This window comes from Endozoicomonas euniceicola, from assembly GCF_025562755.1.
Taxonomy (GTDB): Bacteria; Pseudomonadota; Gammaproteobacteria; order Pseudomonadales; family Endozoicomonadaceae; genus Endozoicomonas_A; species Endozoicomonas_A euniceicola.
On the sequence record NZ_CP103300.1, the window covers coordinates 4,353,747 to 4,379,308 of the forward strand.

The window sequence follows — 25,562 nt, forward strand, 5'->3', positions numbered from 1 at the left end:
GATTGGCGTCCACAATAATGGTAAAAATCAGAACAAATCTTCAGGCTTAAACGACTGCTCAATATCATTCAGGGAAGGGATAGAGCCTTCGCTCACGGAAGTTGGGGCTTTTTCCTGACGAAAGATTTCAAAAATAGCGTTTTTATCCCCCTGTCGTGCAAGGCGACCGGTTTTTGGATCAATTCGCAGTGACACCATGCCGTCGGGTTGTGGCAGGCGTTGTTCTGGTTTGCCATCAAGAGCGACCTTCATAAAGTCAATCCAGACTGGCAGAGCAGCGTTTCCGCCGTATTCCCAGCGACCGAGTGTCGTGTAATCGTCCATGCCAATCCAGACGCTGGTCAGCACTTCCGGATTAAAACCGACAAACCATGCATCCTTACTGTCGTTGGTAGTACCGGTTTTACCAGCAATATCATGGCGTTTCAGCGCCTGGGCACGACGGCCAGTACCTTTCCAGATGACGTCACTCATGATGTCGTTGATGATGTAGTTCACCCGCGGGTCCATCACCTGTTCAGCGGGTGTGATGCGCTGGGTATCGGGTTCGCCGGTCAGGTCAACGATATGGTTATCCTGATCACCCCGGGCAAGGATGATGGCTGAACCGGAGTCAGCTTCAGGCACTTCTGTTTGCTCAGTTGTTTGCTCCTGAGGATTGTCCAGCAAGTCTTCACATTCAGGGCAGGCCGTTTCAGGGGAAGCCCTGAACAGCACTTCATCCACGGTCTCAACACGATCAATCAGATAGGGGCTGACTTTATAACCGCCATTGGCAATGGTGGCGTAACCAGCGGTCAGCTGCAACGGTGTCAGGGATACGTTACCCAGAGCCAGGCTGAGATTTCGCTCCATTGTACCGTCTTCGAAACCCAGACTTTCCAGGAAGTTAATGGTTCGGTTGATGCCGATTTCCCGCAGCAGTCGAATAGAGATCAGGTTGCGGGAGCGGTACAGACCTTCCCGCAGGCGCGTTGGGCCATTGAACTTCATGTTGTCGTTGTTTGGACGCCAGGTGCCTTCCAGTCCCTTGTCAGCAAATACTATGGGAGCGTCGTTAATCATGGTGGCAGCGGTCAGACCTTCATGGATGGCAGCAGCGTAAACAAACGGCTTGAACGATGACCCCGCCTGCCTGACAGCCTGGGTTGAACGGTTATACATGCTGTCGAAGAAGTTAAAGCCACCCACCAGGGACAGGATGGCTCCGTTCTTTGGGTTCATGGATATCAGTGATGACTGGGCTTCAGGATCCTGGCTCAAACGATAGCGACCATCCGGCATTTTACGCACCAGAATCAGGTCTCCGGCTTTTAACACGTCGCCTGCGGACTTGGGGTCGTAACCAAAAGCATTCACGTTAATGAAACGCTTTGCCCAGTTCAGGTTGTCCCAATCAATGACGTCAACTTCGTCATTGCGCAGCAGAATATGAGCCGTTTTGTCTTCAACGGCAGTGACCACCGCTGGCATAAGAATTCTATTGGAACGAGCGTTTTTCAGAGCCTCTTTCCAGACATCAACGTTAGACTGAATCTCACTGTTATTGATTTCCAGGTTTTGGTCTGCTTCGTTGAGGTTGGTAACAGGGCCCCGGTAACCGTGTCGTTCTGTGTAGGCAAACAGACCATCGACCACTACCTGGTTTGCGGTTTCCTGCAGGGAGCTGTCAACTGTCGTGTAAATCTGAAATCCTTCGGTATAAGCTTCAGGGCCATACCTTTCAATCATTTCCTGACGAACCATTTCTGCTACATACGGCGCTTGTAGTTCAATGCGGGAGCCGTGATAGCGGGCAGTTACTGGCTGACTGACTGCTGTCTGGTAGTTGTTGTTGTCGATATAGCCAAGGTCCAGCATGCGCCCGAGAATCCAGTTGCGGCGAATCAGGGCTCTGTCAGGGTCGTTGATCGGGTTATAGCGGGAGGGAGCTTTTGGCAGTCCGGCGATCATAGCCAGCTGAGCCAGGTTCAGTTCATTAATAGACTGTCCATAATACACTTGGGCGGCCGCCTCAACGCCGTAGGCACGGTTGCCCAGGTAAATTTTATTCAGGTACAGTTCAAGGATTTCAGACTTGTTGAGCTCTCGCTCGATCTGTAAAGCCAGCAGTATTTCATTGAATTTACGGGAGAAAACCCGTTCATGACTCAAAAAGAAGTTTTTCGCCACCTGCATCGTAATAGTGCTGCCGCCTGACTGAATGCTGCCGGTGGATACCAGCTGCACGGCCGCACGCATCAGACCGACAATATCAACGCCAGGGTGGGAGTAGAACCGGTCATCTTCAGCAGCCATAAACGCCCGAACCAGAAACTCAGGGGTTTCTTCAATGCGAACCGGCGTACGACGCTTTTCACCGAACTCGGCCAGCAGCTTCTCGTCACGGGTATAAACCCGCAGGGGCGTTTGCAGGTGAACATCCCGCAGGGTTTCAACAGATGGCAGGGAAGGGCTCAGGTACAGATAGGCACTGGCTGCGATCAGCAGCACACCACCACCACCGGCAAGGCCACTCCATAGTAAGAATTTTAAAAATTTAACCATTCGCTTCATTCTGCCGGAACATCCAGTTTATCTGAGCCTCTCAGCTCATTGAGCCGATCCTGTGGGAGCATTATAAAGGTAAAATACCCTGATGCCCTATAAAACGGGGAAGTTTACTTTACCCTGAAATTATTTTGACGATGTTAACCGGTAGTTGTGGAGGTTGGTGTCCGTAGCTGTCACATTCCGGTGAGGTCAGGGTGTGTAACAGGCTTTGAATCTTTCGGAAATTGCGGAAAAGCAAATACTGATATTTAATTGAAACTATACCCCTTATAACAAATGAACAGGGATCAGATCCGTGTTAGGACTGTTCAAAAATAAATCCAGCTCTGTCCTGGGCATCGATATCAGTTCGACGTCTGTTAAAGTTCTTGAACTCAGCCGCAGTGGTGATAAGTACCGTGTTGAAGCCTTTGGTGAGCAACCTCTGGCACCGGGTGCTGTCGTCGAAAATAATATTCAGGAAACAGAAGCGGTGGGTGAAGCCATTGCCAAAGCCGTTGCCCATTCCCGTTCTGGTGTTAAAAACGCGGCTATTGCGGTATCCGGTTCAGCAGTGATCACAAAAACCATTGAAATGGACGCTTCTCTCAGTGATGACGAGATGGAATCCCAGATTGCGGTAGAGGCAGACCAGTACATTCCCTACGCACTGGACGAAGTGGCTATTGATTTTGAAGTGCTGGGCCTTAAAGAAAAAAATCCGGAGCGTGCTGAAGTGCTGCTGGCAGCCTGCCGCCGGGATAATGTTGAGCTGCGCGAGACAGCGCTGGAAGCGGCTGGTTTGAAAGCAAAGGTGGTGGATGTTGAAGCGTTTGCCATGGAGCGTATTTTTGAATTGCTGGAAGATGTACTGGAGTTGCCGGAAGATGATCCGGTAGTGGCCATTATCGATATTGGTGCCAGCAACACTTCCCTTAATGTCCTCAGTAAAGGTCAGAATATTTACACCCGTGAACAGTTGTTTGGTGGCCGTCAACTGACGGATGAGATTCAGAGAAGGTATGGGCTGGAGCCTGAGGAAGCGGAACAGGCCAAATGTAAGGGCGGATTGCCCGGAGATTATGAATCTGAAGTGCTGGAACCTTTTAAGGAAGCCGTTATCCAGCAGGTTTCCCGCTCCCTTCAGTTCTTTTACTCTGCCACCCGGTTTAATGATGTTGACGCCATCATTCTTGCAGGCGGCTCCTCTTCCCTGAACGGTCTTGCGGCTTTGATGCAGGACAAGCTGGGTACGCAAACCATTGTTGCCAACCCATTCGCAAAAATGTCAGTAGCCGGAAAAGTGGATGCCAGCCGACTGGCTTCTAACGCTCCGGCGCTTGCTATTGCCTGCGGGTTAGCCATGAGGAGCTTTGACTGATGGCCAGAATCAACCTGCTGCCCTGGCGGGAACAGCTCAGGGAAGAACGGAAGAAGCGGTTTCTCACTGCAATGGCTATAAGCGCCATGATTGGCGGCGCTGTCATTTTTACTGGCGACCTGATGATCAGAGGCTCTGTCGATGCCCAGACCAGTCGCAACCAGTATCTGAACAGTCATATAACGAAGCTCGACAAGGGCATTGCCGAACTCAAAGACCTTCGAAAAAAACGTGGACAATTGCTGGAACGTATGAAAGTTATTCAGGGCCTGCAGGGTAACCGGCCTGTTAGTGTTCGGGTTTTTGATCAGCTGGTCAGAGTGGTGCCTAAGGGGGTTTATTTCAAAAAAGTTTCTTTGGAAGGCAGTACGTTGAAACTGGTCGGGATTGCCGAGTCTAATAACCAAATCTCTGCCCTGATGCGTAATTTTAACAGCTCTGACTGGTTTACCGATCCTAACCTGACGGCTGTCAGAAAAGTCAAAGCTAACGGTGAACGACAGAATGAGTTTGATCTGACCATTCAGCAAACGACTCCGGACTCTGATGAGGGTGACAGATCATGAATATTGCTGAATCCATGAAAAAGCTGAATGATTTGAATCTGTCGGATCTGGATTTTGAAAATCTGGGTGCCTGGCCCCTGCCGGTTCGAATCATTGCCTGCCTTCTGGTTCTGCTGTTGGTTGTTCTTCTTGGGTATCAGTTTCATTTGAGCGGGCTGCAAACCCAGCTTGATCGGGAAGTCGCTAAAGAGAAAAAACTTAAAGAGCAATTTCGGACCAAAGCGTTTCAATCAGCAAACCTGGGAGCTTATCGGGAGCAGATGCGACAGATAGAGGACTCTTTTGGTGCGCTGGTCAGGCAGTTACCAAGTGATACAGAAGTGCCGGGATTATTAGAAGACATTACCTTCACAGGTCGGGGAGCGGGATTGCAGTTTGAAGCCATCAAGTTGCAGCCAGAAAAAACGTCTGAGTTTTATATTGAACTGCCCATCAGCATTACAGTGAAAGGGAATTACCACGATCTGGGCAGTTTTGTCAGCGGGGTCGCCAGTCTGCCAAGAATTGTCACTCTGCACGATTTTTCCATCGACCCGTTGCCTGATAGCAATAAGTTGAAAATGGATATTCTGGCCAGAACTTATCGCTACAACGATAAGGAGACAGAATGATGAGGTGGTGGCAAAGGAGTTTTCTGGCAGGGATGATGTTGTCTGTCCTGGGGTGTGGCGGGCAATCGGGCAAGGTCGATCTCGATCGGTACATGGGGGAGGTGCGTGCGAAGCCTACCGGAAAAATTGAGTCTTTGCCTGAATTCAAGCCTTATGAGGCGTTTGCTTATCGAGCGGCTGGAATGCGAAGCCCCTTTGAGCCACCGGTCATTCTTAAGTCCGGCAATCAACAGATTAACAGTAACGTAAAACCGGACCGGGCCCGGGAGAAAGGTTTTCTGGAACAGTTTGACATTGAATCCATTTCACTGGTGGGCTCGATCAGTAATGAAGATGGATTATGGGGGCTGGTCCGCAGCAGTGAAGGTGTTCATCGTGTTAAGGAAGGCGACTACCTGGGCCGCAACCACGGACGCATTGATTACATTGATGAACAGGAGCTTCGGGTTATAGAGATTATTCCAGCTGGTAATGACCTCTGGATTGAGCGACCACGGTCACTGATTCTTGGTGGCCAGTAACCTGTCAGTTTGAATTTGCCTCGCCAAAGGTCACAAAGAGGGTCAGGTCCACAGGGAAGCTGGATTTTTCCCGGATAGTGCCGAATAGAACAATAACAGTGAATTCAGGGATGGGGCATTTCGATGAATACAAAGCCCGTTGTGCAGACTTCGGCAGCCATACTGCTGTTTGTTTTGCTGGCATGGATGCCAACTTCGGTCTGGGCCGTTACCCTTAAAAAAATGGATGCAGGCTCCCTGCCGGGTGGTATGGTTGAGCTGAAGCTGACGTTCGACGGGCCTGCACCTCAGGCCAAAGGCTATAGCGTTGACCAACCGCCAAGAATATCCATCGATTTGCCTTATACCCGCAGCACACTAGCCAAATACAATGAAATCGGTTTTGATAACGCCCATAGTGTCACGGTTCTGGAAGCGGGCGACCGTACCCGCCTGGTTGTGAACCTGCGTAGTCCTACCAGTTTTTCCACCAAAAAAGATGGCAGTACCCTTTACGTTTATCTCGGGGCGGACAGCCAGCAGAGGGCTTATTCCGACGATCCGGGGTTATCCCCTATGGTGGCAGAATCGGGTGCGCCGATGGCAGAACCCGGTGGCAGAGGAATTACCCATATTGACTTTCAGCGTGGTGAAGAAGGCGAGGGTAATGTGGTGATTACCCTCGCCAATGCTGATATCCCTATGGACATGAATGAAATGGCCGGGCGCATTCGTCTGGAGTTTCAGGGCAATGTATTGCCCGGGCGCTTAAGAAACCGTCTGGATGTTATGGATTTTGCTACGCCGGTGAAATATATCGACGCCAAAACCGAAGACGGCAATGCGGTTGTTATTATTGAGCCAAAGGGCGAGTTCGATTATCTCGCCTATCAGGCAGATAATGTTGTGACGGTCAGTGTTAAGCCTGCTAGCTTCCAGAATTATAACCGTGGCCGTCGTGGCCTTTCTTATAAAGGTGACAAGCTTTCCCTGAACTTTCAGGACATCAAGGTGCGTGAAGTATTGCAGCTGATTGCAGATTTCACTGACCTGAACCTTGTGGCTTCGGATACCGTCACCGGCAATGTGACCCTGAGGTTGCAGAATGTTCCATGGGACCAGGCCCTGGATATTGTGCTCAAGGCCAAAGGGCTGGATAAGCGTCAGGAGGGTAATGTGCTGACGGTGGCTCCGGCAGAAGAGATTGCCGCCAGAGAGCGTCAGCAGCTGGAGAACGACAAGCAGATTCGTGAGCTGGCACCTGTCTATACCGATCTGATTCAGATTAACTACGCGGATGCGAGCGAAATTTCTGACGTACTGTCTGGAGGCGGTGACGATTCAGGCTTGTTGACTGACCGGGGTTCGGTTCAGGTGGTAGCCAGAACCAACAGCCTGCTGGTGAAGGACACCCAGGAAAAACTGGATGAGATACGGGCGCTGATTACCCGACTGGACATTCCGGTTCAACAGGTGATGATTGAAGCGCGTATTGTCAATATAAACTCCAATTACTCCCGTGAGCTTGGGGTGAAGTGGAGTGGTGGTAAAAAATTGACGCCAGGACAGTCAAACCGGGCAATAGGTATTGGTGGTAATGGAACTAATGCAGGTTTGGGAAGTGGTGATAGTGATCCGTCAAGTGGTGTAGGTGATAAACCGTTTGTTGATTTTGGGGTGACGGGCACCAATGCCGCCAGCCTGGCCATTGGCTTTGCTACCAACAGCACCATACTCAATCTGGAACTGTCAGCGATTCTTTCTGACGGTGGTGGTGAGGCCGTGTCCCAGCCCAAGGTTATTACTGCTGATAAAACCATGGCCGTTATCAAGGCAGGTAAAGAGATACCTTATGAAGAAAAGACCTCAAGTGGCGCCACTTCTGTTGCTTTTAAAGATGCCGTTTTGTCACTGGAGGTAACACCCCAGATTACGCCTGAAGGCAGTATTATTATGGACGTAAAAGTGACCAACGACTCCGAAGGCGACCCTGCTCCTAATGGTGTGCCAACCATTAATAAAAATGAGGTCAATACCCAGGTGCTGGTGAAAGATGGCGCCACCGTTGTTTTGGGTGGAGTGTTCACCCAAAGTAAAAACAACACTACTGCAAAAGTGCCATTGCTGGGTGATATTCCTTATGTTGGGGCTTTGTTCAGAAAAAAGACTAACAAAGATACCAAGGCAGAGCTGATGATCTTTATTACTCCCCGTATTATTAACGAGAATGTCGCTCTGCGCTGATATCGGGCGAACATTTTCTGAGCGGGAGCACTGTTTACGAACAGTGCTCCCGTTTTTTATTTGTCAGGCACTCGTACTATGCGCTAGTCTCGCCTACACATAGGCAGGAGGTCGGGCGACAAGAGATGCCGTTAACAAATATTTATCTTGTTGGGCCCATGGGGGCTGGAAAAAGTACTCTTGGCAGGATGCTGGCAAAAGAGCTGGGACTGCCATTTTATGATTCGGATCATGAGGTTGAAGCGCGTACCGGGGCAAATATACCCTGGATATTTGACGTTGAAGGAGAGAAAGGCTTCCGTCAGCGAGAGCGTCAGGTGATTCGAGAATTGTGTGAAGAGCGTGGAATTGTTCTTGCGACCGGCGGAGGTGTAGTCACTCAGAAAGAGAATCGTCGACACCTGGGGACCAATGGACTGGTTGTTTACCTGAAAGCGTCAGTAGACGCACAGCTGGAGCGCACGATGAAGGACAAACAGCGTCCACTGCTGCAAAGGCCTGATCGCCGGGAGGTTCTGGAAAATTTGCTGGAAGAGCGTGAACCGCTGTATGCGGGTTTGGCGGATCTGACCCTGGATACTGAACGGTATTCTCCAAAATCTCTGATAAATGAAATCATCAGGCTTCTGGAGCAAAATTGAGGATTATGATGCTTGAATTGACGGTTGATCTTGGCGATCGCAGTTATCCAATATTTATTGGTTCCGGAACGCTGTCTGATGCTGCAAAGCTGACGCCCTATGTCAGGGCAAAGCAGGTAGCCATAGTGACCAATGAAACGGTTGCACCCCTGTATCTGGACAAACTGAAAGCACTGCTGAATGACTTTGATGTTATAGACGTTGTGTTACCAGATGGCGAAGCCTTCAAAAACCTGCAAACTCTGGAAACTGTTTTTGACGGTTTGTTGCAGGCGCGCCACAACCGCACCACGACATTGATTGCCCTGGGCGGAGGGGTTGTTGGCGATATGGCTGGCTTTGCCGCGGCCTGTTACCAGCGTGGCGTTGAGTTTATCCAGATTCCAACCACTGTGCTGTCGCAGGTGGACTCATCGGTGGGCGGTAAAACCGGCGTTAACCATTCCCTTGGGAAGAATATGATCGGAGCTTTTCATCAGCCGAACGCTGTCATTATTGATACTGACCTGCTGGCTACCCTGCCTGATAGGGAGTTGTCTGCCGGAATCGCGGAAATTATCAAATATGGGTTGATCTGTGATCCGGAGTTTTTCACCTGGCTACAGGCGAATATCGCAAAACTGATGGCTCGGGATACGGACGCACTGGTTTACGCCATTCATCGCTCCTGTGCCGACAAGGCAAAGGTTGTGGCAGAAGATGAAAAAGAGTCGGGCATTCGTGCCATTCTGAACCTTGGTCATACTTTTGGTCATGCCATTGAAACGCATCTTGGCTATGGCGAATGGTTACATGGTGAAGCGGTGTCTGCCGGTATGGTGATGGCTGCCAGACTCTCCTGTCGTCTGGGTGATATTTCCCGGGAGCAGGTTGAACAGATCAAAGCGCTGCTGCGACAAGCGAACCTGCCGGTACTTCCTCCGGAAGGTATGACGCCTGATGACTTTCTCAGCATTATGGCAGTGGATAAAAAGGTTCTGGACAGTCGCCTGAGATTGGTGTTGCTGGAACAGGTGGGCAAAGCAGTGGTGACCAGTGAGTTTGACCGAAGTAAGTTGGATGAAGTGCTGGCTGAGATGTGTGTCTGCTAGTGGTCAGGGGTCGGTGAGTTGAAGGTTGAAAGGCTAAAGGTTAAAAAATTAAAAGTTAATACTTGTTGTTATTTTTCGATATTTGTGGTCAAAGGGCTGTCCGTGTAAAATGGACGACCCTTTGTCTGTAAAATGCCATTTAATAATGATTGTAAGGGGCATTTTTACAGGTCAAAGAGAGGGATAGCAAACAAATAGCTGGTTCGAACTGATGGCTGCTGCTTCAGCAGACAGCTTCTTAATCATAATAACTCATCATCGTCTGCTACCAGGAAAGGTTGTTACCAGCCTCTGCTGTAAGGTGTCGGTTTCATTAAGCGACGCCGGGTCAAGAGTGGTTTTCGTCAAAAGCGGAAGTGTTTCTCAATCAGCAGTCATCATTGTCAGGAAGACAGCACTCGAACCCTATAACAAACGACTGACGACTGACTGGATGAAAATTGCCTATGAAATCAGGTCTGTATAACCCTGAGGAGTTTCGGGATAACTGCGGTTTTGGCCTTATTGCCCACATGGAGGGGAACAAAAGTCATGACCTCCTGAATACTGCAATTGAAGCGCTCACCTGCATGACGCACCGGGGGGGAATTGCAGCCGATGGTAAGACTGGCGACGGCTGTGGTCTTTTGCTGCAAACCCCGGACTCCTTTTTCCGTACCGTTGCCAAAGAACAGTTTGGCAAACCTCTGCCAGAATTGTATGCCGTTGGCATGATTTTCCTGAGCCAGGATAAAGACAAAGCACAAACGGCTCGTCGTCGGATTGAACATGACCTGGCTGATCAGGGGCTGTCGGTTGCAGGCTGGCGGACAGTGCCGGTCAACAATCAATGCCTGGGTCCTATTGCGCTGGAACAGCTGCCTGTTATTGAGCAGGTGTTTATTACCGGTGATGCCGATCTGGATGACGTGGCTTTCTCAGCCAGGCTGTATATGGCGCGTCGGTTTACCAATATGGCGCTGGAAAACGACGATGACTTTTATATCTGTTCTCTCTCTACCCGCGTAATCACCTACAAAGGTTTGATGATGCCGGTGGATCTTGCCAACTTCTATGAAGATCTGGGCGACCCACGTTTTGAAACCGCCATCTGTGTGTTCCATCAGCGTTTTTCTACCAATACCATGCCGCGCTGGAAGCTGGCTCAGCCTTTCCGCCTGCTGGCCCACAATGGTGAGATCAACACGATTATGGGGAACCGCAACTGGGCTCAGGCACGCCGTAAAAAATTCCAGTCTGAACTGTTGCCGGGGCTGGATCAGATCAGCCCACTGGTTAACCGCACCGGGTCGGACTCTTCGACTCTGGATAATATGCTGGAGCTGCTGGTGACAGGAGGCGTGGACCTGTACCGGGCGATCCGCATGTTGATTCCACCTGCCTGGCAGAATGTCGATACCATGGCACCGGGACTACGGGCTTTCTATGAATACAACTCCATGCACATGGAACCCTGGGACGGCCCGGCTGGTCTGGTGCTGTCTGATGGCCGAAAAGCCGTATGCGCCCTGGACCGTAATGGACTGCGTCCCTCCCGCTGGGTGATTACCCGTAACGGCTATTTGACCGTGGCGTCTGAAATTGGCGTTTACGATTACCAACCGGAAGATGTGGTGGCCAAAGGTCGTGTGGGGCCGGGCGAGGTGCTGGCGATTGACACCCAGACCGGGGAACTGCTGCAGGCGCACGACATTGATGAACAGCTTAAAGACCGTCAGCCTTACAAACAGTGGCTGAAGAAATACTCTTACCGTATCCGCTCGGATTTCCGTGAAGACGCCCACCGGATCGAACATCTGGATACACAAGCCCTGAACGTTCATCAGAAGCTTTTTGGTGTCAGCTTTGAAGAGCGGGATCAGGTGATTCGTCCGCTGGTCGAAAACGGTCAGGAAGCCGTCGGTTCCATGGGTGACGATACGCCCATGGCGGTACTGTCTGGCCGGGCTCGTTCAGTCTACGACTATTTTCGTCAACAGTTTGCCCAGGTGACCAACCCGCCAATCGACCCGCTGCGGGAAGCGATCGTTATGTCCCTGGAGACCTGTCTGGGGCGTGAGAAAAACCTGTTTCAGGAATCACCTGAGCTGGCTAACCGGGTTGTCCTGAAATCTCCGGTTCTGTCCACTACTAAATTCCTGAACCTGATCAACGCCCGCCATCAGATGGACGATCTGGAGGTGGAGCGTATTGATTTGAATTACGATCCGGCGGTGGGTCTGAAAGCCGCTATTGAATTCATCTGCGACCAGGCTGAAGCAGCGGTTAATAACGGCAAGGTGGTTATTCACCTGACCGACCGTGATATTGTGGAAAATAGACTGCCTGTTCATGCGGCAATGGCGACGGGTGCCGTTCATCACCGGCTGATTGACAAAGGGCTGCGTTCTGACGCTAACCTGCTGGTAGAAACTGCCACGGCTCGTGACTCTCACCACTTTGCCGTGTTGCTGGGCTTTGGTGCTACCGCTATCTATCCCTACCTTGCCTATGAAATCGTCAACGACCAGATTCGCTCTGGCGAAGTGCTGGCTGACCCCCTGGATGCCTATAAGTCGTACCGTAAAGGCATTGACAAAGGCTTGATGAAAATCCTGTCCAAGATGGGAATCTCCACCGTCGCCTCTTATCGTGCGGCGCAGCTTTTTGAAGCGATAGGTCTGGCGACTGAAGTCGTTGATCTGTGCTTTAAAGACGTCCAGAGTCGTATTGAAGGCGCTGGGTTTGCTGAGTTCCAGCATGAACAGTTGCTGTTGGCAAATGACGCATGGAAAAAACGCAAGCCTATCCAGCAGGGTGGGCTGCTTAAATATGTACACGACAGTGAATACCACGCTTTTAATCCGGACGTGGTGCAACAGGCACAGAAAGCCGTTAAGACAGGGGATTACGAAGAATACCGCCGCTACTCCAGGCTGGTGAATGAACGTCCGGCAGCGACCCTGCGTGACCTGTTTGTCCTGAAAGAGACAGGGCAGTCCATTGACCTTGCCAGGGTTGAGCCTGTGGGGGGCATCGTTAAACGGTTTGACTCGGCGGCAATGAGTCTGGGCGCACTGTCTCCGGAAGCTCATGAAGCGCTGGCGCAGGCCATGAACACCCTGGGAGGCCGCTCAAACTCCGGGGAGGGTGGTGAAGACCCAAACCGTTTTGGCACCAACCGTGTTTCCAAAATCAAACAGATTGCCTCGGGGCGTTTCGGGGTGACACCTCACTATCTTGTCAACGCAGAAGTATTGCAGATCAAGGTGGCGCAGGGTGCCAAGCCGGGTGAAGGCGGTCAGTTACCGGGTGGCAAGGTAAATCGCCTGATTGCCCGTCTGCGTCATTCAGTGCCGGGTGTCACCCTGATTTCCCCGCCGCCCCATCACGATATTTATTCTATTGAAGACCTGGCGCAGCTGATCTTTGACCTCAAGCAGGTGAATCCGGACGCATTGATTTCGGTGAAGCTGGTGTCTGAGCCGGGCGTCGGTACCATCGCTGCCGGTGTTGCCAAGGCGTATGCAGACCTGATTACCATTTCCGGTTATGACGGTGGTACAGCGGCTAGTCCATTGACGTCTATTCGTTACGCCGGTTCTCCCTGGGAGCTGGGCCTGAGTGAAGCGCACCAGACTCTGCGTGGCAACGACATGCGGGGTAAGGTTCGTCTGCAAACCGATGGTGGTCTGAAAACCGGTCTGGATGTGGTGAAGGCCGCCATCCTCGGCGCTGAAAGTTATGGCTTTGGTACGACCCCGATGATTGCCATGGGTTGTAAGTACTTACGAATCTGTCATCTCAATAACTGTGCGACCGGTGTGGCGACTCAGGATAAGAACCTGCGCGACAACCATTTCAATGGCACGGTGGAAATGATCATGAACTTCTTCACGTTCGTGGCAACTGAAGTTCGTGAGATTCTGGCAAAGCTGGGTATCAGCAGTTTGCAGGAGGTTATTGGCCGCACTGACCTGCTGGAACAGTTGCCGGGTATCAGTGACAAACAGCAGCGTCTGGATTTAAGCGCCATTCTTGGCAGTGACCTGATTCCGGAAGATAAGCCGCACACCTGTCAGGTCGAGCGTAACCCCGCGTTCGATAAAGGTGAGCTGGCAGAGCTGATGGTGAAAGACTGTCTGGCAGCCATTGAAAGTAGTCGGGGTGGTGAGTTCACTTATACCGTTGGCAACTGTGACCGCTCTATCGGGGCTCGTTTGTCCGGAGAAATTGCCAGGCGTTATGGCAATCACGGTATGGACGATAATCCGATCCGGCTGAATCTCACTGGCTCGGCCGGACAAAGCTTTGGTGTGTGGAATGCGGGCGGTCTGAACATGCATCTGGAAGGGGATGCCAATGACTACGTGGGTAAGGGCATGACCGGTGGTGAGCTGGTGATTCGTCCACCACAGGGCAGCCACTTCAAATCCAATGAAACCTCTATTATCGGTAACACCTGTTTATACGGGGCAACCGGCGGAAAATTGTACGCCGCTGGTCGTGCAGGTGAACGACTGGCTGTGCGTAACTCCGGTGCTACCGCTGTCGTCGAAGGGGCTGGCGACCACTGTTGTGAGTATATGACGGGCGGCCTGGTAGCGGTTCTGGGAGAGACGGGGCACAACTTTGGCGCAGGCATGACCGGTGGTTTTGCCTATGTGCTCGATCTGCACCGTTACTTTGTCGATCGTTACAACCATGAGCTGGTGGACATCCACCGTATTGATACCGAAAGCATGGAAATGTACCAGTCGCACCTGCAGGGGCTGCTGGAAGATTACGCCAATAAAACCGGCAGTGCGTGGGGGCGTGAGCTGTATGAAGAGTTCTATGATTATCGTGGCCGCTTCTGGCTGGTGAAGCCCAAGGCTGCGGATTTGGACTCATTGCTGGCAACTACCCGCGGGCGTCCTGAATAGGTCGCTGTGCAGGGAGTTGCAATGAATGTTAACGATTACAGCGAATGAGGTCAGAAAGAATGTCACATTACAGTAGCAACCGATTAAACAATCACTTCCAGTTTGTGGAAGTGAACCGCAAAGACCCTGAGAAAAAAGCGCTCAGAGCCCGCAAACGGGACTTTGTAGAAATTTACAAGCCCTTCAGTGAAACAGAGGTGAAGCGACAGGCGCATCGCTGCCTTTCCTGCGGTAACCCTTACTGTGAATGGAAATGCCCGGTACACAACTATATCCCGGACTGGCTGAAGCTGGTGTCCGAAGGCAATCTGTTTGAAGCGGCAGAGTTGTCGCACCAGACTAACAGCCTGCCGGAAGTCTGTGGTCGGGTCTGCCCACAGGATCGTCTGTGTGAAGGTGCCTGTACCCTGAATGACGGATTTGGTGCCGTTACCATTGGCGCTACCGAGAAATACATTACGGATACGGCGCTGGCACTGGGCTGGCGTCCGGATATGTCAAAGGTTGAGTGGACAGATAAAAAGGTAGCCATTATTGGCGCTGGCCCTGCTGGCCTGGGCTGTGCTGATATTCTGGCACGCAATGGCGTCAAGCCCGTGGTGTTTGATAAATACCCGGAGATTGGCGGGCTTCTGACCTTTGGCATTCCTGAATTCAAGCTGGAAAAGCATGTCATGAGCCGTCGTCGTGAAATCTTTACCGAGATGGGGGTTGAGTTCCAGCTGAATACGGAAGTCGGCAAAGATGTGCAGATGGCTGAGTTGCTGAAGGAATACGACGCTGTATTTATGGGTATGGGAACCTATACCTATATGAAAGGCGGCTTTCCGGGCGAGAGCCTGCCGGGGGTTTATGAAGCCCTGCCGTTCCTGGTTTCCAATGTAAACCGTAACCTTGGTTATGAGCAGGACGAAGCAGACTTTATCGACCTGAAAGATAAAAGGGTGGTGGTGCTTGGTGGTGGTGATACGGCGATGGACTGTAACCGGACCTCCATTCGCCAGGGCGCAGCCAGTGTCACCTGTGCCTATCGCCGTGATGAAGAGAATATGCCCGGCTCCCGTCGTGAAGTAGCCAATGCAAAACAGGAAGGCGTCCGGTTCCTGTTCAATCGTCAGCCTGTTGAAATTGTCGGTAATGGCAAGGTAGAAGGCATTAAGCTGGTGTCTACTGAACTGGGGGAGCCGGATGAAAATGGCCGTCGTCGTCCGCAGGTGATTCCCGGCAGTGAGGAAATTCTGGCAGCGGATGCCGTACTGGTTGCCTTTGGCTTCCGTCCAAGCCCGGCACCATGGTTTGACGACCATGATATTCAGCTGGACGAAGGTGGTCGTGTAGTAGCGCCGGAACAGGCACAGTTCAGCTTCCAGACCTCCAACCCGAAAGTCTTTGCCGGGGGCGATATGGTTCGCGGTTCTGATCTGGTTGTCACCGCCATCTGGGAAGGGCGGCAGGCGGCAGAAGGCATTCTGGATTTTCTGGATGTTTGAATAATAAGCAGGCCGCTGTCCGCTGCTGGCTATTAGCTGTTAGCCGTTGGTTGTATGAGCAGCTAATAGCTAATAGCCAACAGCCAACAGCCAGAAGCCAATAGCCCGAAGCCCGAAGCTAAGGAGTAAAAATGACAAAATTAAAAAATGATCGTCTCTTAAAAGCTCTACTGCGGGAGCCGGTGGATGTTACGCCGGTGTGGATGATGCGACAGGCCGGGCGTTACCTGCCTGAATACCGGACTTTGAGGAAAGAGGCGGGTGATTTTATGTCGCTTTGCCAGAATCCGCAGTTTGCCTGTGAAGTCACGTTGCAGCCGCTGGAACGATTTCCTCTGGATGCGGCGATTCTGTTCTCTGATATTCTGACGATTCCAGACGCTATGGGGCTTGGGTTGTATTTTGAAACCGGTGAAGGGCCAAAGTTTAAAAAGCCGGTAAGAACATCAGCCGATATTGACCAGTTAAACGTCCCTGATCCGGAAAAAGACCTTGGCTATGTGATGGATGCAGTTCGGGTGATTCGTCGGGAGCTGAGCGGACGAGTCCCTCTCATCGGTTTTTCCGGCAGCCCGTGGACATTGGCCACCTATATGGTCGAGGGTGGCAGCAGCAAAGACTTCCGTCGCATAAAAGCCATGATGTACGACCAGCCTCAGGCATTGCACCAGTTGTTAAGCGTGCTGGCTGATTCCGTCACGACTTATCTCAATGCCCAGATAAAAGCCGGAGCTCAGGCGGTTCAGATTTTTGATACCTGGGGTGGTGCTTTGTCTCCGGACTGTTATCGGGAGTTTTCCCTGAACTACATGCAGAAGATTGTTTCCGGACTGATCCGAGAGCACGAAGGTCGCAGGGTGCCGGTCATTCTGTTCACCAAAAATGGCGGGCAGTGGCTGGAATGGATGGCAGAAACCGGAACGGATGCCCTTGGACTGGACTGGACCACCACGATTGATGACGCCCGAAACCGGGTGGGTGACAAGGTAGCCTTACAGGGTAATATGGATCCTTCCGTGTTGTACGCTTCTGCTTCGCGCATACGACAGGAGGTGGGTAATATTCTGCAACGTTTTGGTTCAGGCTCCGGGCATGTCTTTAATCTTGGGCATGGTATTCATCAGTTTGTCGAGCCGGAAAAGGCAGCGGTGTTTGTTGAGGCGGTGCATGAATTGTCTCAGGAATACCATTGATTGATTGTCATTTGTGGTTTTCATCGTTTTTTATAAGCCGCCTGTACGGCGGCGAATATTGAATGCAAGATACAATACCTGACCTCATTTTTTCTTTCACTGCTACCTATTTCTATTCTTTGATTGTCTCGATGATTCTAATGGATCCGGGTATATATTTATCGTAGTTTTTCATATAAACAAGAAAGAAACTCAATAACTCAAGCCCATTTCGGAAACGAAATAAACCATAGTTAGCATCAAGAAATTCAAACGCATGATCGTCAGCCCGCAACCCGAAACAATGATGGTCATCTATTCCGTCTTTGCTCAATATGAGTAAAAAACATCCCTTCTTTTTAAGCATTCTCTGTACCTCCATTTTGAGATTGACATTATTGGAGCGGAAGAAAGTAACCCTTGTTTCGCCTATTGATAGTCCATAGATCGAAAAAGTGTATCTCCACCTTTCCCAGTAGTTCATTTCTTGCATGGCATAGGAGTTAAACTGCGAGGACCTTATGCCTATTAAATGCACTGAGCCCAGGTCGGAAGAAGAAGTGAGTAGCCTGCTTGAAAAGACACTCTTTTTTATCCAGATCAATGTTATTCCCATACAAAAACCTTTTCTGGAGTAAGAAGCTTCTATAGTACTACTTTCTCCTGTTGTATTTATTTTCCAGCGAGAGAAAGTTGAATGATCAGTCATGGGGCGAGTATCGAAAACCAATTTGTAATGCATGACAAGTTCTGTTCTGTAGAGAGAGCTGCGAGATCTGCAGTCAGTTCTTGCATTATATTGATTTTAAGTGGTTATACGTAACACTTATCGTATGGTGATTTTCTAAGTTGCCTGTACGGTCATGTTTCAAACAGGTTGCGAGTAAGGGAGGTCTTGAAGCAGACTGAATCTTAAGCCTGATCTGAAAACAGGCAAGGATCGTAATAACAAACAGCTTTTGCAATGGAGTTGCGAGACGAGACGGTATGAATCAGAACCTTACACTCATTGCCATATCAGACTTCCTGTCCGTACCCAACGTGGGCTTCGGCTTCTACCGCCATCATCATAAAGCACTCAGGAAACCGTCACCTTGACCGAATGGCTTCCGAGGCAGTTGCGCCACAGCCAGCGGGCATTAATGATATTGGCGTCGTAACGACGTGCCAGTTCGTCCATGCCATGCTCATCGAGGTATTCGGCAACTGCCGTTTTAAGCTGAGCCTGGTAATGGGCGTTGTTACAGACGCTGGGCGTGCCGTCAAAAGGAATTACCATTAATTGTTTTTTGCATGAATCAGCAAGTGGTTTGTGAAATATCCGGCTATATTTTACAGCTGGTTTTGCAACCGGTTTAATACGCTTGATGTGCGATTTTGCCGGTTGAGCATCATTGTTGGTTCATTAGAATAAACAGGTAATGCCCATTATGTTCTGCCCAAATGGCCTGGTTCGCTGCTTATCATCTCTACCCTTAAAAACAGGCTTTGTTCTACTGTTTTTTTTGGTTTCATTACAAGCCCATGCCGGAGATGACTGGCCTCTTTTTTGCCCATGGTGTGGCGAAGTGCTTCCAGTGGATAAGGATATTTTTGAGAACCCCAAGGTAAAAGTTGCTTGTATTTCTTGTGGTCGGGATGTTTCTCCGCCGGACACTGCGCCTCCCGGCCATTCCTCTGCTTCAGCCAGGGAGGAGGGTAGTCAGCATTCGGATAATCTGAACCTCACTTTCGAGATCAGAGGCGGTTTATCAGAGAGTGGCAACAACATGGTTTTCTCACCAACGGGAGTGATGAACTCGGTTACACCCATATTAAGGCCTGCCGGTCTTCCTCCTGAGATCGAAGCCTATGCAGAGCAACATCGCCAGCGATTGTCTGCTCCCCCTCAAACAGAAATAGTTCAAGGGGAGCAGCCCGGTGGCAGAGGGCTGAGAGCCAGGCAGATATTCGCCACCACCGAAGGTCGGCAGTTTTCCCCCGCTGTTTTATCCCGGGGAGGGGTTCCGTTAAATTACACTCCGGAAGATCAAAATCAGGCGATTCGTGAAGCCATTCGGAATTTTATTCAGGATGGCTTTTCCCAACCGTCCCGACTGAGTATTCCAGAACCAACCTTTAACGCGAATGCGGTTTTTGGGGTATTTGACGTTATAACGTTTGATGGGCAATGGCAGATACCCATGGAGCGACGGGATGGGGTCTTTTTCAGGCAGCAGGATGGAAGTACATACTTGATTTCTTCAATAGGGTATGAAGATACCTTGATTCGCTACAGTCGCTGGTCAGATAATGAATCGTTATACAGTGATGCCAGTAATTTCAGTAGCGATTCATTCTGGCAAATGGTTGAGCTGCCTTATCGGCTTAGTGAAGATCACCAAAGATTCAGAATGCGGGTGGTTTTACCTCCCGTACGCACTGATCCGGGACAGCTCACGGCAAACATAGTCAGGCAGCTGACCCAAAATCTGGCGGAGCGCTCGGTTCAGCTGAACATGCCAACGTTTAATATGACCAACCGTAATCATTTGTCCGCCCCCCGCCAAGCTGGTATTCTAACGGCATTGTTCCGGGCTCAGAATTTTAACCCGGACGCTGTTATCCCCAGGGTTTCTGTAGATGGTGTTGATGCCTGGCAGAGCATTTCATTCCTGACAGATATAGAGGGCTCCCAGGCTGCGGCAGTGACAAGTGGTGAAATTCTGGAGTGTTGCATTTATTGCCCAGACAGAATATCAGTAAGAATTAACCGTCCATACACGACATTGGTTGTTGACTCGCAGGATGTGGTTCATATTTTCGCTGATGTTTACAGGCCGGATACTGGCTTATGAGTTTCCGGGCTGCCTGTATGGCGGTGAACTTCGGTATAGTTAGAAGTGGCTTATTCCTAATGTTTCTAAGCCGCCTATACGGCGGTGAACTTTTCCGCCCGGGCGATGACTTCCATGCTGTATTTCTAAGCCGCCTATACGGCGGTGAACAATGACGCCCTTACCAAAGCGGGGCTGTTGGATTTCTAAGCCGCCTATACGGCGGTGAACTCGAATATACCGAGCCTGTTTACCGGCATGCATTTCTAAGCCGCCTATACGGCGGTGAACAATGTAGATGAGCAAATCATCGACGAGGATGTTTTCTAAGCCGCCTATACGGCGGTGAACTGAAGATAAACCACAAAAAAATAAAGCACAACAGGCGTTTACCCAGAAAAACCCATTTTACCCAATGAATTTTCAGGGTTTCGTAACCTGTTGAAATGACTGCATTTTTAAAGATCGATAAAAATATTGGTTATTTTGGGATGTGAACGTCCAATGTCGTTCACATCCCTCAGGGTTAAAAACGAGGTACGTTAGCACCATCGAGGCTTAACCCATAGCCGTTAAAAGTGCCGGGCTGGTGTTCCTTTTGTCTTTTTTGCTGAATAAACAGCAGGAACTTTTGGGCAGTGCTGGCACTTTTCAGAGCCACATAGGGCAAATCCAGTGGTGCTTGCAATTTGGCGGTAACGGCCTGTTCCAGTTCTTCTGTCCAGGTGCCTCTTTCTAAATGGCGCTTTTTCAACCGGGTAAACCGGCTGTTGCCCCGGGCGTGGCGGCGCTGGTAGCAGGCATAATCAGTCACCCCGGAAGGTATTTCCATTCGTTCTGACAGCAACCCATAGTCCTGAACCACCGGATGGTTTGCCAGTTGGCTTTGCAGGGCTTTAATGTCCTGACGCCCACCCAGAACACGAATGATTCCGCCCAGTGTTCCCTGTTGCCTGTAGGCTGGAAAATCCAGTCCTATTCGCCCGTCGAAAGACAGCAGGCCTTGGTGCAGTACCTGCATCAGTTCAGCCACCACCGCCGCCTGAATAATCTCAGGGTTGGGCAGGGCTTTCAGTTCGCAATAGCTGTCCATCATCACTCCTTGCCAGAAGCGCCGAATACACCACCACGGATCAGCACTCCCATCACATAATGCTGCTGCTCTGGTTCTGGCTTTTTATCGTTCAGTACCCAGCGGTCAAACAGGTTATAAAAGTCGATTTTTTGAGTGGGCTGGCGGAAGGCGGCACCCAGGGTGGTGACCGCGCCATAAGGTTCTACGGCAATGGGCATTTGGGTGTCGTCCGTGTACCAGGTGTCAATGGTGCGAATGGCGTTGGCTATTTTCTGGGAGTGCATACCGGCCTGTCCGGTCTCTTCGTTGATCTGGTAGAGTACTTTGCTTTTTGTTTTACCCGTATCCAGCACCAGCTCCTGGGAGGGATAGACTTCCTGTCCGTACCCAACGTGGGCGACGGCTTCTACCGCCATCATTATAAAACACTCACCCCGCAGGCCTTTGGTAATCCAGCTGGCCACGGTGTTCAGCTCATGGGAATTCTGCTCGAAGTGTTGCAATGACAGACTACGGGCGTCGTTAATAGTGACGGATTGTTGTTCACCATCCAGCTCACAGGAAACCGTCACCTTGACCGACTGGCTTCCGAGGCGGTTGCGCCACAGCCAGCGGGCATTAATGATATTGGCGGCGTAACGACGGGCCAGTTCGTCCACGCCATGCTCATCGAGGTATTCGGTAACTGTCGCTTTAAGCTGAGCCTGGTAATCGGCGTTGTTACAGATGCTGGGCGTGCCGTCAAAAGGGATGACTTTGCAGGTGAAGTTGACCTTCAGCAAGTCGCAGCTGCCGTCCAGCATGGCCACGTCGACGGTTTGCAGGTTGGGCTTCTGGATTTCAGCGTCCAGTTTGGCGGGGTCGTTGGCGACAGTGTTTTTCAGGCGGTTGGAAATGGTGCCCCGAACGGATTTGGTGCGTACTTTTACGATTTCCGCTGCCTGGCTGCTGGCGCTGTCACTCTGGCTGAAGGCTGCGTCAGAAATATCCAGCTTGCGCTCAAAGGCCAGGACGCTGGCGGTTTTCAGTTTGCTCATGGTGTGACTCCTTACGATTAGTTAGTGTTTTGCTCAATGAGATACAGGCCGTTATCTTCTTGCCCCCATTGCCAGAAGCAGGGTTCCAGACTGCTCAGGCTGTAAGGGAAGACCCATTTGCCCAGGCTATACAGGGCTTCCACAAACTGTGTGGGGTATTGGTCTGTCCGGCAGTTGGCCATCACGCCGGGCTCAAACCTGGGTGAAATGGCCTGATAGCCCACCGGCATGGGCACCAGCCATCCCCGGCCCCGGCGGACGCTGGTGGTGCGCCATTGGGTTTCGCCTTCTTGGTCTTTTTCCGGTTGATGGTGCAGGGTGGCTACTTCCAGCAGTGCATCCAGGGTTGTGGCGTCCGGTTGCTGCTTTTGTAATTCCTGAGTGATGGCCGCCAGCTCCTGACGGGCGTCCATTAGAATAAAACCGGGTGCCAGCCTGGGTTTAAGATTGTCGATGCTCTCCGATGGGATTAACTCTACGGCCTCGATGGCGGTCACGCTGCCGCCCGCCATTCGCTGACAGCTAACCGTTTCTTTGACCCATTGAATAAAGAGGGCTTTGTGCTCATCCAGCCATTCTTCATCGTCGTAATCGTCACAGGTAATCGGAACCGCCAGGCTGACGCACAGGTCGGTCTTGCCTTCCTCAATAATCGAGGCGGTCTGGCCGGTTTTCCTGATGGGATTCCGGCTCTGGTTCAGGGTGTAATCGCTGTAAGGGGCTGACCGGTAACGTTTTACCCGGCACTGGTGGCTGGTAATCAGTGCGCCCCCAAACGACAGTCTGGCTTCAAAGGGCAGCTTCCTTTCCAGGGCGTGAATAGCGCCAAGAAATCCGCTGACAGCGGGAAAACCGTAAGTGAGTGGGCTGGAAACAGCATTGGCGTTATGGATGTCGATGCGATCCAGCAGCAGGTAAAAATCAATATCGTTCATGCAAAGGCTCCCTGTTGCGCCCGCTGGCTGGCTTTGACCATGGCTTCGATCTCCCGCAGCCATGCGGCGTATCCTGCATCGTTAAAGTCCTCGGCCTGCTGTTCGAAGCGTTTTCTCAGTTGGTCATTCAGCCACCGGGAAAAGTCTTCCATAACAGGGCGTACCCATTCGTATTTTTCCCGTTCTTCTTTAAAACTGTCCTGTTCATCCAGCTCAGCCCGGTGAGGGTCAAGCCAGTATCGTTCGTGCATTCTCAGGGCGCTGGTTTCACTCCAGCCTGCGGGGTAGTGTTGCTGCACGTAGGCTGCCAGCTGCATGATCTGACCGATAATGGTGGATAATGCCTGTTTGCGCTGTTCACGCACGGGCATTACGCTTTTCGGGGCCTCGATCACGGCATAGAGGTCTTCCAGCCCCTGATAGCAATGGTAAGCCAGTTGTCTGTCAAAAAACGTACGCTGACGTTTACTGATGCTGAATTCATACTGGGGCTGGTAGCAGGGCGGCAAAGATTCCAGCAAGTAGTTACGGCCACCCTGCTTACTGGTCAGAAGGCTGACATTCTGAGGCTTGGTGCCGCCCAGCTGGGTGTTGGCCAGGTTAACGATGGAAACATAGGGTGTCTGTTCAGCGGTTTTTTTGCTGCGATTCTTACGTGCCTCTTTATTGGCTTCGCTAAACCGGCGTTCGTTTATCGTTTGTTGAACATGGTGGGTGAGTGACGAGGGGTGCAGAGGGATCAGGCACTGGTAGCGGTCTTCGGTAATGGCATCGTCCAGTGGCCAGAGCAGCTGTTTATTGCGCTCAAAACTGGTGGGGGTGGCAACCTCTCCTGCCAGGGCGGCTTTAAATGCCTTTTGGGCATAGTCTGAACTGGTGTCGTTGTTGTTGAACGCATGGCTCAGGGCAGGGTGATCGGACAGGATCAGGTCGCGGAGCTTGATGCCTTTGACGTCCTGATTAAAAAAGGTGGCCAGAGGCAGGGCGGCGGCATTGCCATTGGCATCCAGTTCCGGTGTTGTTAATAACTGGGTGCCCACCAGTCCTTCGGGCAGAGCCTCGTCGGAACGGAAATTGACATTGTCGCCTTTGGAGTCAGGGTGAACGCCCTTGGCGATATGTGTTCCAAATTTCAACTGGTTGGCCATTTTTGTGGCTGCCTGCCCTAGCCAGACGGGTCTGGAAAAGCGCTCCCGCAGTTTTTGAACGTTGTCTTCTATTTTCAGAGCCTGGTCACTGTCAGGCTCCGCCTTGTTCAGCTTTTTCAGCTCAGGTTCAAGTTTGGCTTCCAGTTGGTTGTTTAAAAAATCGTCAATGGCATCTGATATGTCATCATGGGTTATTGCATCCATGAGTACTCCTTGGGTGGCGCATGGTCACGAAGTGAAAGCAGGGTAGTGTACGGATATATAAAAAGTCAATTTTTACACATAGAGTATTATGGAATAACTTTTTCGATTAAGGCTGTATTGATTGAATTATGATAAGATCGATCAACTGCCGAACAGGCAGCTTAGAAAATAATCCCCTAGGTGTAGTTGATTACGCCTGATCACTGCCGAACAGGCAGTTAGCAAAAGCGCTGCAAACCCTTGCTTAAGCGGGCGGGGATGCAAGCTGAGCCACCTCAATTGAAGTGGCTGTTTTTTAATTTTCTGAATTCAGGTTTGGGTTGGCCTGCCCACTGTGCCGCAAAATGCTTTTGTCAGAACTGTCTGCTGAAGATCGCAGGCTTTTGAAATTTTGCAGCCACTCGCCGTGAATAATCGCACCAGTGGTTTTGCCGTTTGTGTAATCGACAGCCTCCTGAAGCCCTTTGATGATGCTGGCGGCAATGCTTTTCATGGCTTTTATCCTCTTTCTATTCCGGCATTATACTGTTGGCCTTTGAGCATAGGGCTTCAAGTTTTATTCTGAAAGCTTCGCAGATGAATAGTAGGTCTCAATAAATTGAAAGTGGTAGCATTATTGCTATCATTGATTAATGGCCAGTATCATTGAAATACTCAAGCAGATGAAAAGTAACCCCAAAGGTGTGGGCTACAGGGATTTTTGCAAGGTTTGTGATGCATACTTTTTGGAGAACCACGGCAGTTGGGTTCCAGCCATAGGGTTTATAAAACGCCTTGGAAGGGTGACCCGAGAGTGAATATTCAGAATGACAAAGGTAAGGCTAAAGCTTATCAAGTGCGACAAGCGTTGATGGCGATTGATCGTATGGAGACTATTAAAAATGGGCAAGCTAATTGACCGATACACATACCGTGTCACCTGGTCTGAAGAAGATCAGGAATACGTCGGATTGTGCGCTGAATTTCCCAGTCTCAGCTGGCTGGATAAATCTCAACAAAAGGCGCTGTCAGGTATACAGCGACTGGTTAATGACTGCGTTGTTGATATGCAGGCTGCTAGCGAAGAAGTTCCGCAGCCTTTTTCTATCCGGCATTACAGTGGCAAGCTATCCGTTAGAATCACGCCAGAAACCCATAGGATGTTGGTTATCCAGGCAGCAGAGTCTGGCGTAAGCTTAAACCGGTATATTGCCAGCAAATTGCACTGACTAAACC

20 protein-coding genes and 1 CRISPR repeat array are annotated in these 25,562 nt (G+C 50.8%); of the genes, 12 read left to right on the forward strand and 8 right to left on the reverse strand.

Annotated elements, in window-relative coordinates; all coding sequences use genetic code 11:
* Positions 1-27 precede the first annotated feature (27 nt).
* On the reverse strand, positions 28-2,547 hold the full coding sequence (locus NX720_RS17505) for a penicillin-binding protein 1A (RefSeq protein WP_262596288.1): 2,520 nt from the start codon (positions 2,545-2,547) through the stop codon (positions 28-30).
* Between the two features lie 301 nt (positions 2,548-2,848).
* On the opposite strand from NX720_RS17505, the gene NX720_RS17510 reads away from it, so the two are divergent.
* The 10 genes from NX720_RS17510 to hemE all read left to right on the forward strand — a co-directional run bounded on the left by NX720_RS17510 (position 2,849) and on the right by hemE (position 17,153).
* A complete protein-coding gene (locus tag NX720_RS17510; RefSeq protein WP_262596290.1) occupies positions 2,849-3,913 on the forward strand; it encodes a pilus assembly protein PilM in 1,065 nt (354 codons plus the stop codon).
* Positions 3,913-4,479 (forward strand): PilN domain-containing protein, encoded by a 567-nt coding sequence (locus NX720_RS17515; RefSeq protein WP_262596292.1) that lies wholly within the window; start codon positions 3,913-3,915, stop codon positions 4,477-4,479. Before NX720_RS17510 ends, NX720_RS17515 begins: the two co-directional genes overlap by 1 nt.
* The gene (gene pilO, locus NX720_RS17520; RefSeq protein ID WP_262596294.1) at positions 4,476-5,090 is read left to right on the forward strand and encodes a type IV pilus inner membrane component PilO; all 615 of its coding nucleotides are present in this window, start codon (positions 4,476-4,478) and stop codon (positions 5,088-5,090) included. The genes NX720_RS17515 and pilO overlap by 4 nt, the downstream gene beginning before the upstream one ends.
* Positions 5,087-5,611, forward strand: coding sequence for a pilus assembly protein PilP (locus tag NX720_RS17525; RefSeq protein ID WP_262596295.1), 525 nt, complete (start codon positions 5,087-5,089; stop codon positions 5,609-5,611). The genes pilO and NX720_RS17525 overlap by 4 nt, the downstream gene beginning before the upstream one ends.
* 123 nt (positions 5,612-5,734) lie before the next feature.
* Positions 5,735-7,834, forward strand: coding sequence for a type IV pilus secretin PilQ (locus NX720_RS17530; protein ID WP_262596297.1), 2,100 nt, complete (start codon positions 5,735-5,737; stop codon positions 7,832-7,834).
* Positions 7,835-7,959: 125 nt separating this feature from the next.
* Positions 7,960-8,475, forward strand: a complete 516-nt coding sequence (gene aroK, locus NX720_RS17535) for a shikimate kinase AroK (protein ID WP_262596300.1) — start codon at positions 7,960-7,962, stop codon at positions 8,473-8,475.
* A gap of 8 nt (positions 8,476-8,483) precedes the next feature.
* Positions 8,484-9,566, forward strand: a complete 1,083-nt coding sequence (gene aroB / locus NX720_RS17540) for a 3-dehydroquinate synthase (RefSeq protein ID WP_262601604.1) — start codon at positions 8,484-8,486, stop codon at positions 9,564-9,566.
* Positions 9,567-10,012: 446 nt separating this feature from the next.
* The gene (gltB, locus tag NX720_RS17545) at positions 10,013-14,470 is read left to right on the forward strand and encodes a glutamate synthase large subunit (RefSeq protein ID WP_262596302.1); all 4,458 of its coding nucleotides are present in this window, start codon (positions 10,013-10,015) and stop codon (positions 14,468-14,470) included.
* Between the two features lie 59 nt (positions 14,471-14,529).
* Positions 14,530-15,960, forward strand: a complete 1,431-nt coding sequence (locus NX720_RS17550; protein WP_262596303.1) for an FAD-dependent oxidoreductase — start codon at positions 14,530-14,532, stop codon at positions 15,958-15,960.
* Positions 15,961-16,091: 131 nt separating this feature from the next.
* A complete protein-coding gene (hemE, locus tag NX720_RS17555; RefSeq protein WP_262596304.1) occupies positions 16,092-17,153 on the forward strand; it encodes a uroporphyrinogen decarboxylase in 1,062 nt (353 codons plus the stop codon).
* Positions 17,154-17,265: 112 nt separating this feature from the next.
* On the opposite strand, the gene NX720_RS17560 is transcribed toward hemE, so the two are convergent.
* Together NX720_RS17560 and NX720_RS17565 are read right to left on the reverse strand one after the other, a co-directional pair.
* Entirely contained in the window at positions 17,266-17,874 is a 609-nt protein-coding gene (locus tag NX720_RS17560) for a hypothetical protein (RefSeq protein ID WP_262596305.1), read from the reverse strand.
* A gap of 336 nt (positions 17,875-18,210) precedes the next feature.
* Complete coding sequence (locus NX720_RS17565; RefSeq protein ID WP_262596307.1) at positions 18,211-18,411, reverse strand: type I-F CRISPR-associated protein Csy3; 201 nt, start codon at positions 18,409-18,411, stop codon at positions 18,211-18,213.
* 151 nt (positions 18,412-18,562) lie between these two features.
* Here NX720_RS17565 and NX720_RS17570 point away from each other — a divergent pair, with 151 nt between their 5' ends.
* Entirely contained in the window at positions 18,563-19,969 is a 1,407-nt protein-coding gene (locus tag NX720_RS17570) for a serpin family protein (protein WP_262596308.1), read from the forward strand.
* Between the two features lie 62 nt (positions 19,970-20,031).
* A CRISPR array of direct repeats spans positions 20,032-20,299; the repeat unit is 28 nt; unit sequence TTTCTAAGCCGCCTATACGGCGGTGAAC.
* 175 nt (positions 20,300-20,474) lie between these two features.
* Here NX720_RS17570 and cas6f read toward each other — a convergent pair.
* The 5 genes from cas6f to NX720_RS17595 all read right to left on the reverse strand — a co-directional run bounded on the left by cas6f (position 20,475) and on the right by NX720_RS17595 (position 24,840).
* Entirely contained in the window at positions 20,475-21,044 is a 570-nt protein-coding gene (gene cas6f / locus NX720_RS17575; protein WP_262596309.1) for a type I-F CRISPR-associated endoribonuclease Cas6/Csy4, read from the reverse strand.
* On the reverse strand, positions 21,044-22,060 hold the full coding sequence (gene csy3, locus NX720_RS17580; RefSeq protein ID WP_262596310.1) for a type I-F CRISPR-associated protein Csy3: 1,017 nt from the start codon (positions 22,058-22,060) through the stop codon (positions 21,044-21,046). The genes cas6f and csy3 overlap by 1 nt, the downstream gene beginning before the upstream one ends.
* Positions 22,061-22,077: 17 nt before the next feature.
* Entirely contained in the window at positions 22,078-22,995 is a 918-nt protein-coding gene (gene csy2, locus NX720_RS17585; RefSeq protein ID WP_262596312.1) for a type I-F CRISPR-associated protein Csy2, read from the reverse strand.
* Complete coding sequence (gene csy1 / locus NX720_RS17590) at positions 22,992-24,347, reverse strand: type I-F CRISPR-associated protein Csy1 (protein WP_262596314.1); 1,356 nt, start codon at positions 24,345-24,347, stop codon at positions 22,992-22,994. The genes csy2 and csy1 overlap by 4 nt, the downstream gene beginning before the upstream one ends.
* A gap of 295 nt (positions 24,348-24,642) precedes the next feature.
* Positions 24,643-24,840 carry a hypothetical protein gene (locus tag NX720_RS17595; protein WP_262596316.1) on the reverse strand — a complete coding sequence of 66 codons (198 nt, stop codon included), beginning with the start codon at positions 24,838-24,840 and terminating at the stop codon, positions 24,643-24,645.
* A 388-nt stretch (positions 24,841-25,228) separates the two neighbouring features.
* Here NX720_RS17595 and NX720_RS17600 point away from each other — a divergent pair, with 388 nt between their 5' ends.
* Positions 25,229-25,555, forward strand: coding sequence for a type II toxin-antitoxin system HicB family antitoxin (locus tag NX720_RS17600; protein ID WP_262596318.1), 327 nt, complete (start codon positions 25,229-25,231; stop codon positions 25,553-25,555).
* Positions 25,556-25,562 lie beyond the last annotated feature (7 nt).

What these genes read in the sequence shown, in the direction of transcription:
- NX720_RS17505 (WP_262596288.1), bottom strand. Translation starts at nt 2,547, where the DNA reads ATGGTTAAATTTTTAAAATTCTTACTATGGAGTGGCCTTGCCGGTGGT.
- NX720_RS17515 (WP_262596292.1), top strand. Translation starts at nt 3,913, where the DNA reads ATGGCCAGAATCAACCTGCTGCCCTGGCGGGAACAGCTCAGGGAAGAA.
- pilO (WP_262596294.1), top strand. Translation starts at nt 4,476, where the DNA reads ATGAATATTGCTGAATCCATGAAAAAGCTGAATGATTTGAATCTGTCG.
- NX720_RS17525 (WP_262596295.1), top strand. Translation starts at nt 5,087, where the DNA reads ATGATGAGGTGGTGGCAAAGGAGTTTTCTGGCAGGGATGATGTTGTCT.
- NX720_RS17530 (WP_262596297.1), top strand. Translation starts at nt 5,735, where the DNA reads ATGAATACAAAGCCCGTTGTGCAGACTTCGGCAGCCATACTGCTGTTT.
- aroK (WP_262596300.1), top strand. Translation starts at nt 7,960, where the DNA reads ATGCCGTTAACAAATATTTATCTTGTTGGGCCCATGGGGGCTGGAAAA.
- aroB (WP_262601604.1), top strand. Translation starts at nt 8,484, where the DNA reads ATGCTTGAATTGACGGTTGATCTTGGCGATCGCAGTTATCCAATATTT.
- gltB (WP_262596302.1), top strand. Translation starts at nt 10,013, where the DNA reads ATGAAATCAGGTCTGTATAACCCTGAGGAGTTTCGGGATAACTGCGGT.
- NX720_RS17550 (WP_262596303.1), top strand. Translation starts at nt 14,530, where the DNA reads ATGTCACATTACAGTAGCAACCGATTAAACAATCACTTCCAGTTTGTG.
- hemE (WP_262596304.1), top strand. Translation starts at nt 16,092, where the DNA reads ATGACAAAATTAAAAAATGATCGTCTCTTAAAAGCTCTACTGCGGGAG.
- NX720_RS17560 (WP_262596305.1), bottom strand. Translation starts at nt 17,874, where the DNA reads ATGCATTACAAATTGGTTTTCGATACTCGCCCCATGACTGATCATTCA.
- NX720_RS17565 (WP_262596307.1), bottom strand. Translation starts at nt 18,411, where the DNA reads ATGGTAATTCCTTTTGACGGCACGCCCAGCGTCTGTAACAACGCCCAT.
- NX720_RS17570 (WP_262596308.1), top strand. Translation starts at nt 18,563, where the DNA reads ATGTTCTGCCCAAATGGCCTGGTTCGCTGCTTATCATCTCTACCCTTA.
- cas6f (WP_262596309.1), bottom strand. Translation starts at nt 21,044, where the DNA reads ATGATGGACAGCTATTGCGAACTGAAAGCCCTGCCCAACCCTGAGATT.
- csy3 (WP_262596310.1), bottom strand. Translation starts at nt 22,060, where the DNA reads ATGAGCAAACTGAAAACCGCCAGCGTCCTGGCCTTTGAGCGCAAGCTG.
- csy2 (WP_262596312.1), bottom strand. Translation starts at nt 22,995, where the DNA reads ATGAACGATATTGATTTTTACCTGCTGCTGGATCGCATCGACATCCAT.
- csy1 (WP_262596314.1), bottom strand. Translation starts at nt 24,347, where the DNA reads ATGGATGCAATAACCCATGATGACATATCAGATGCCATTGACGATTTT.
- NX720_RS17595 (WP_262596316.1), bottom strand. Translation starts at nt 24,840, where the DNA reads ATGAAAAGCATTGCCGCCAGCATCATCAAAGGGCTTCAGGAGGCTGTC.
- NX720_RS17600 (WP_262596318.1), top strand. Translation starts at nt 25,229, where the DNA reads ATGGGCAAGCTAATTGACCGATACACATACCGTGTCACCTGGTCTGAA.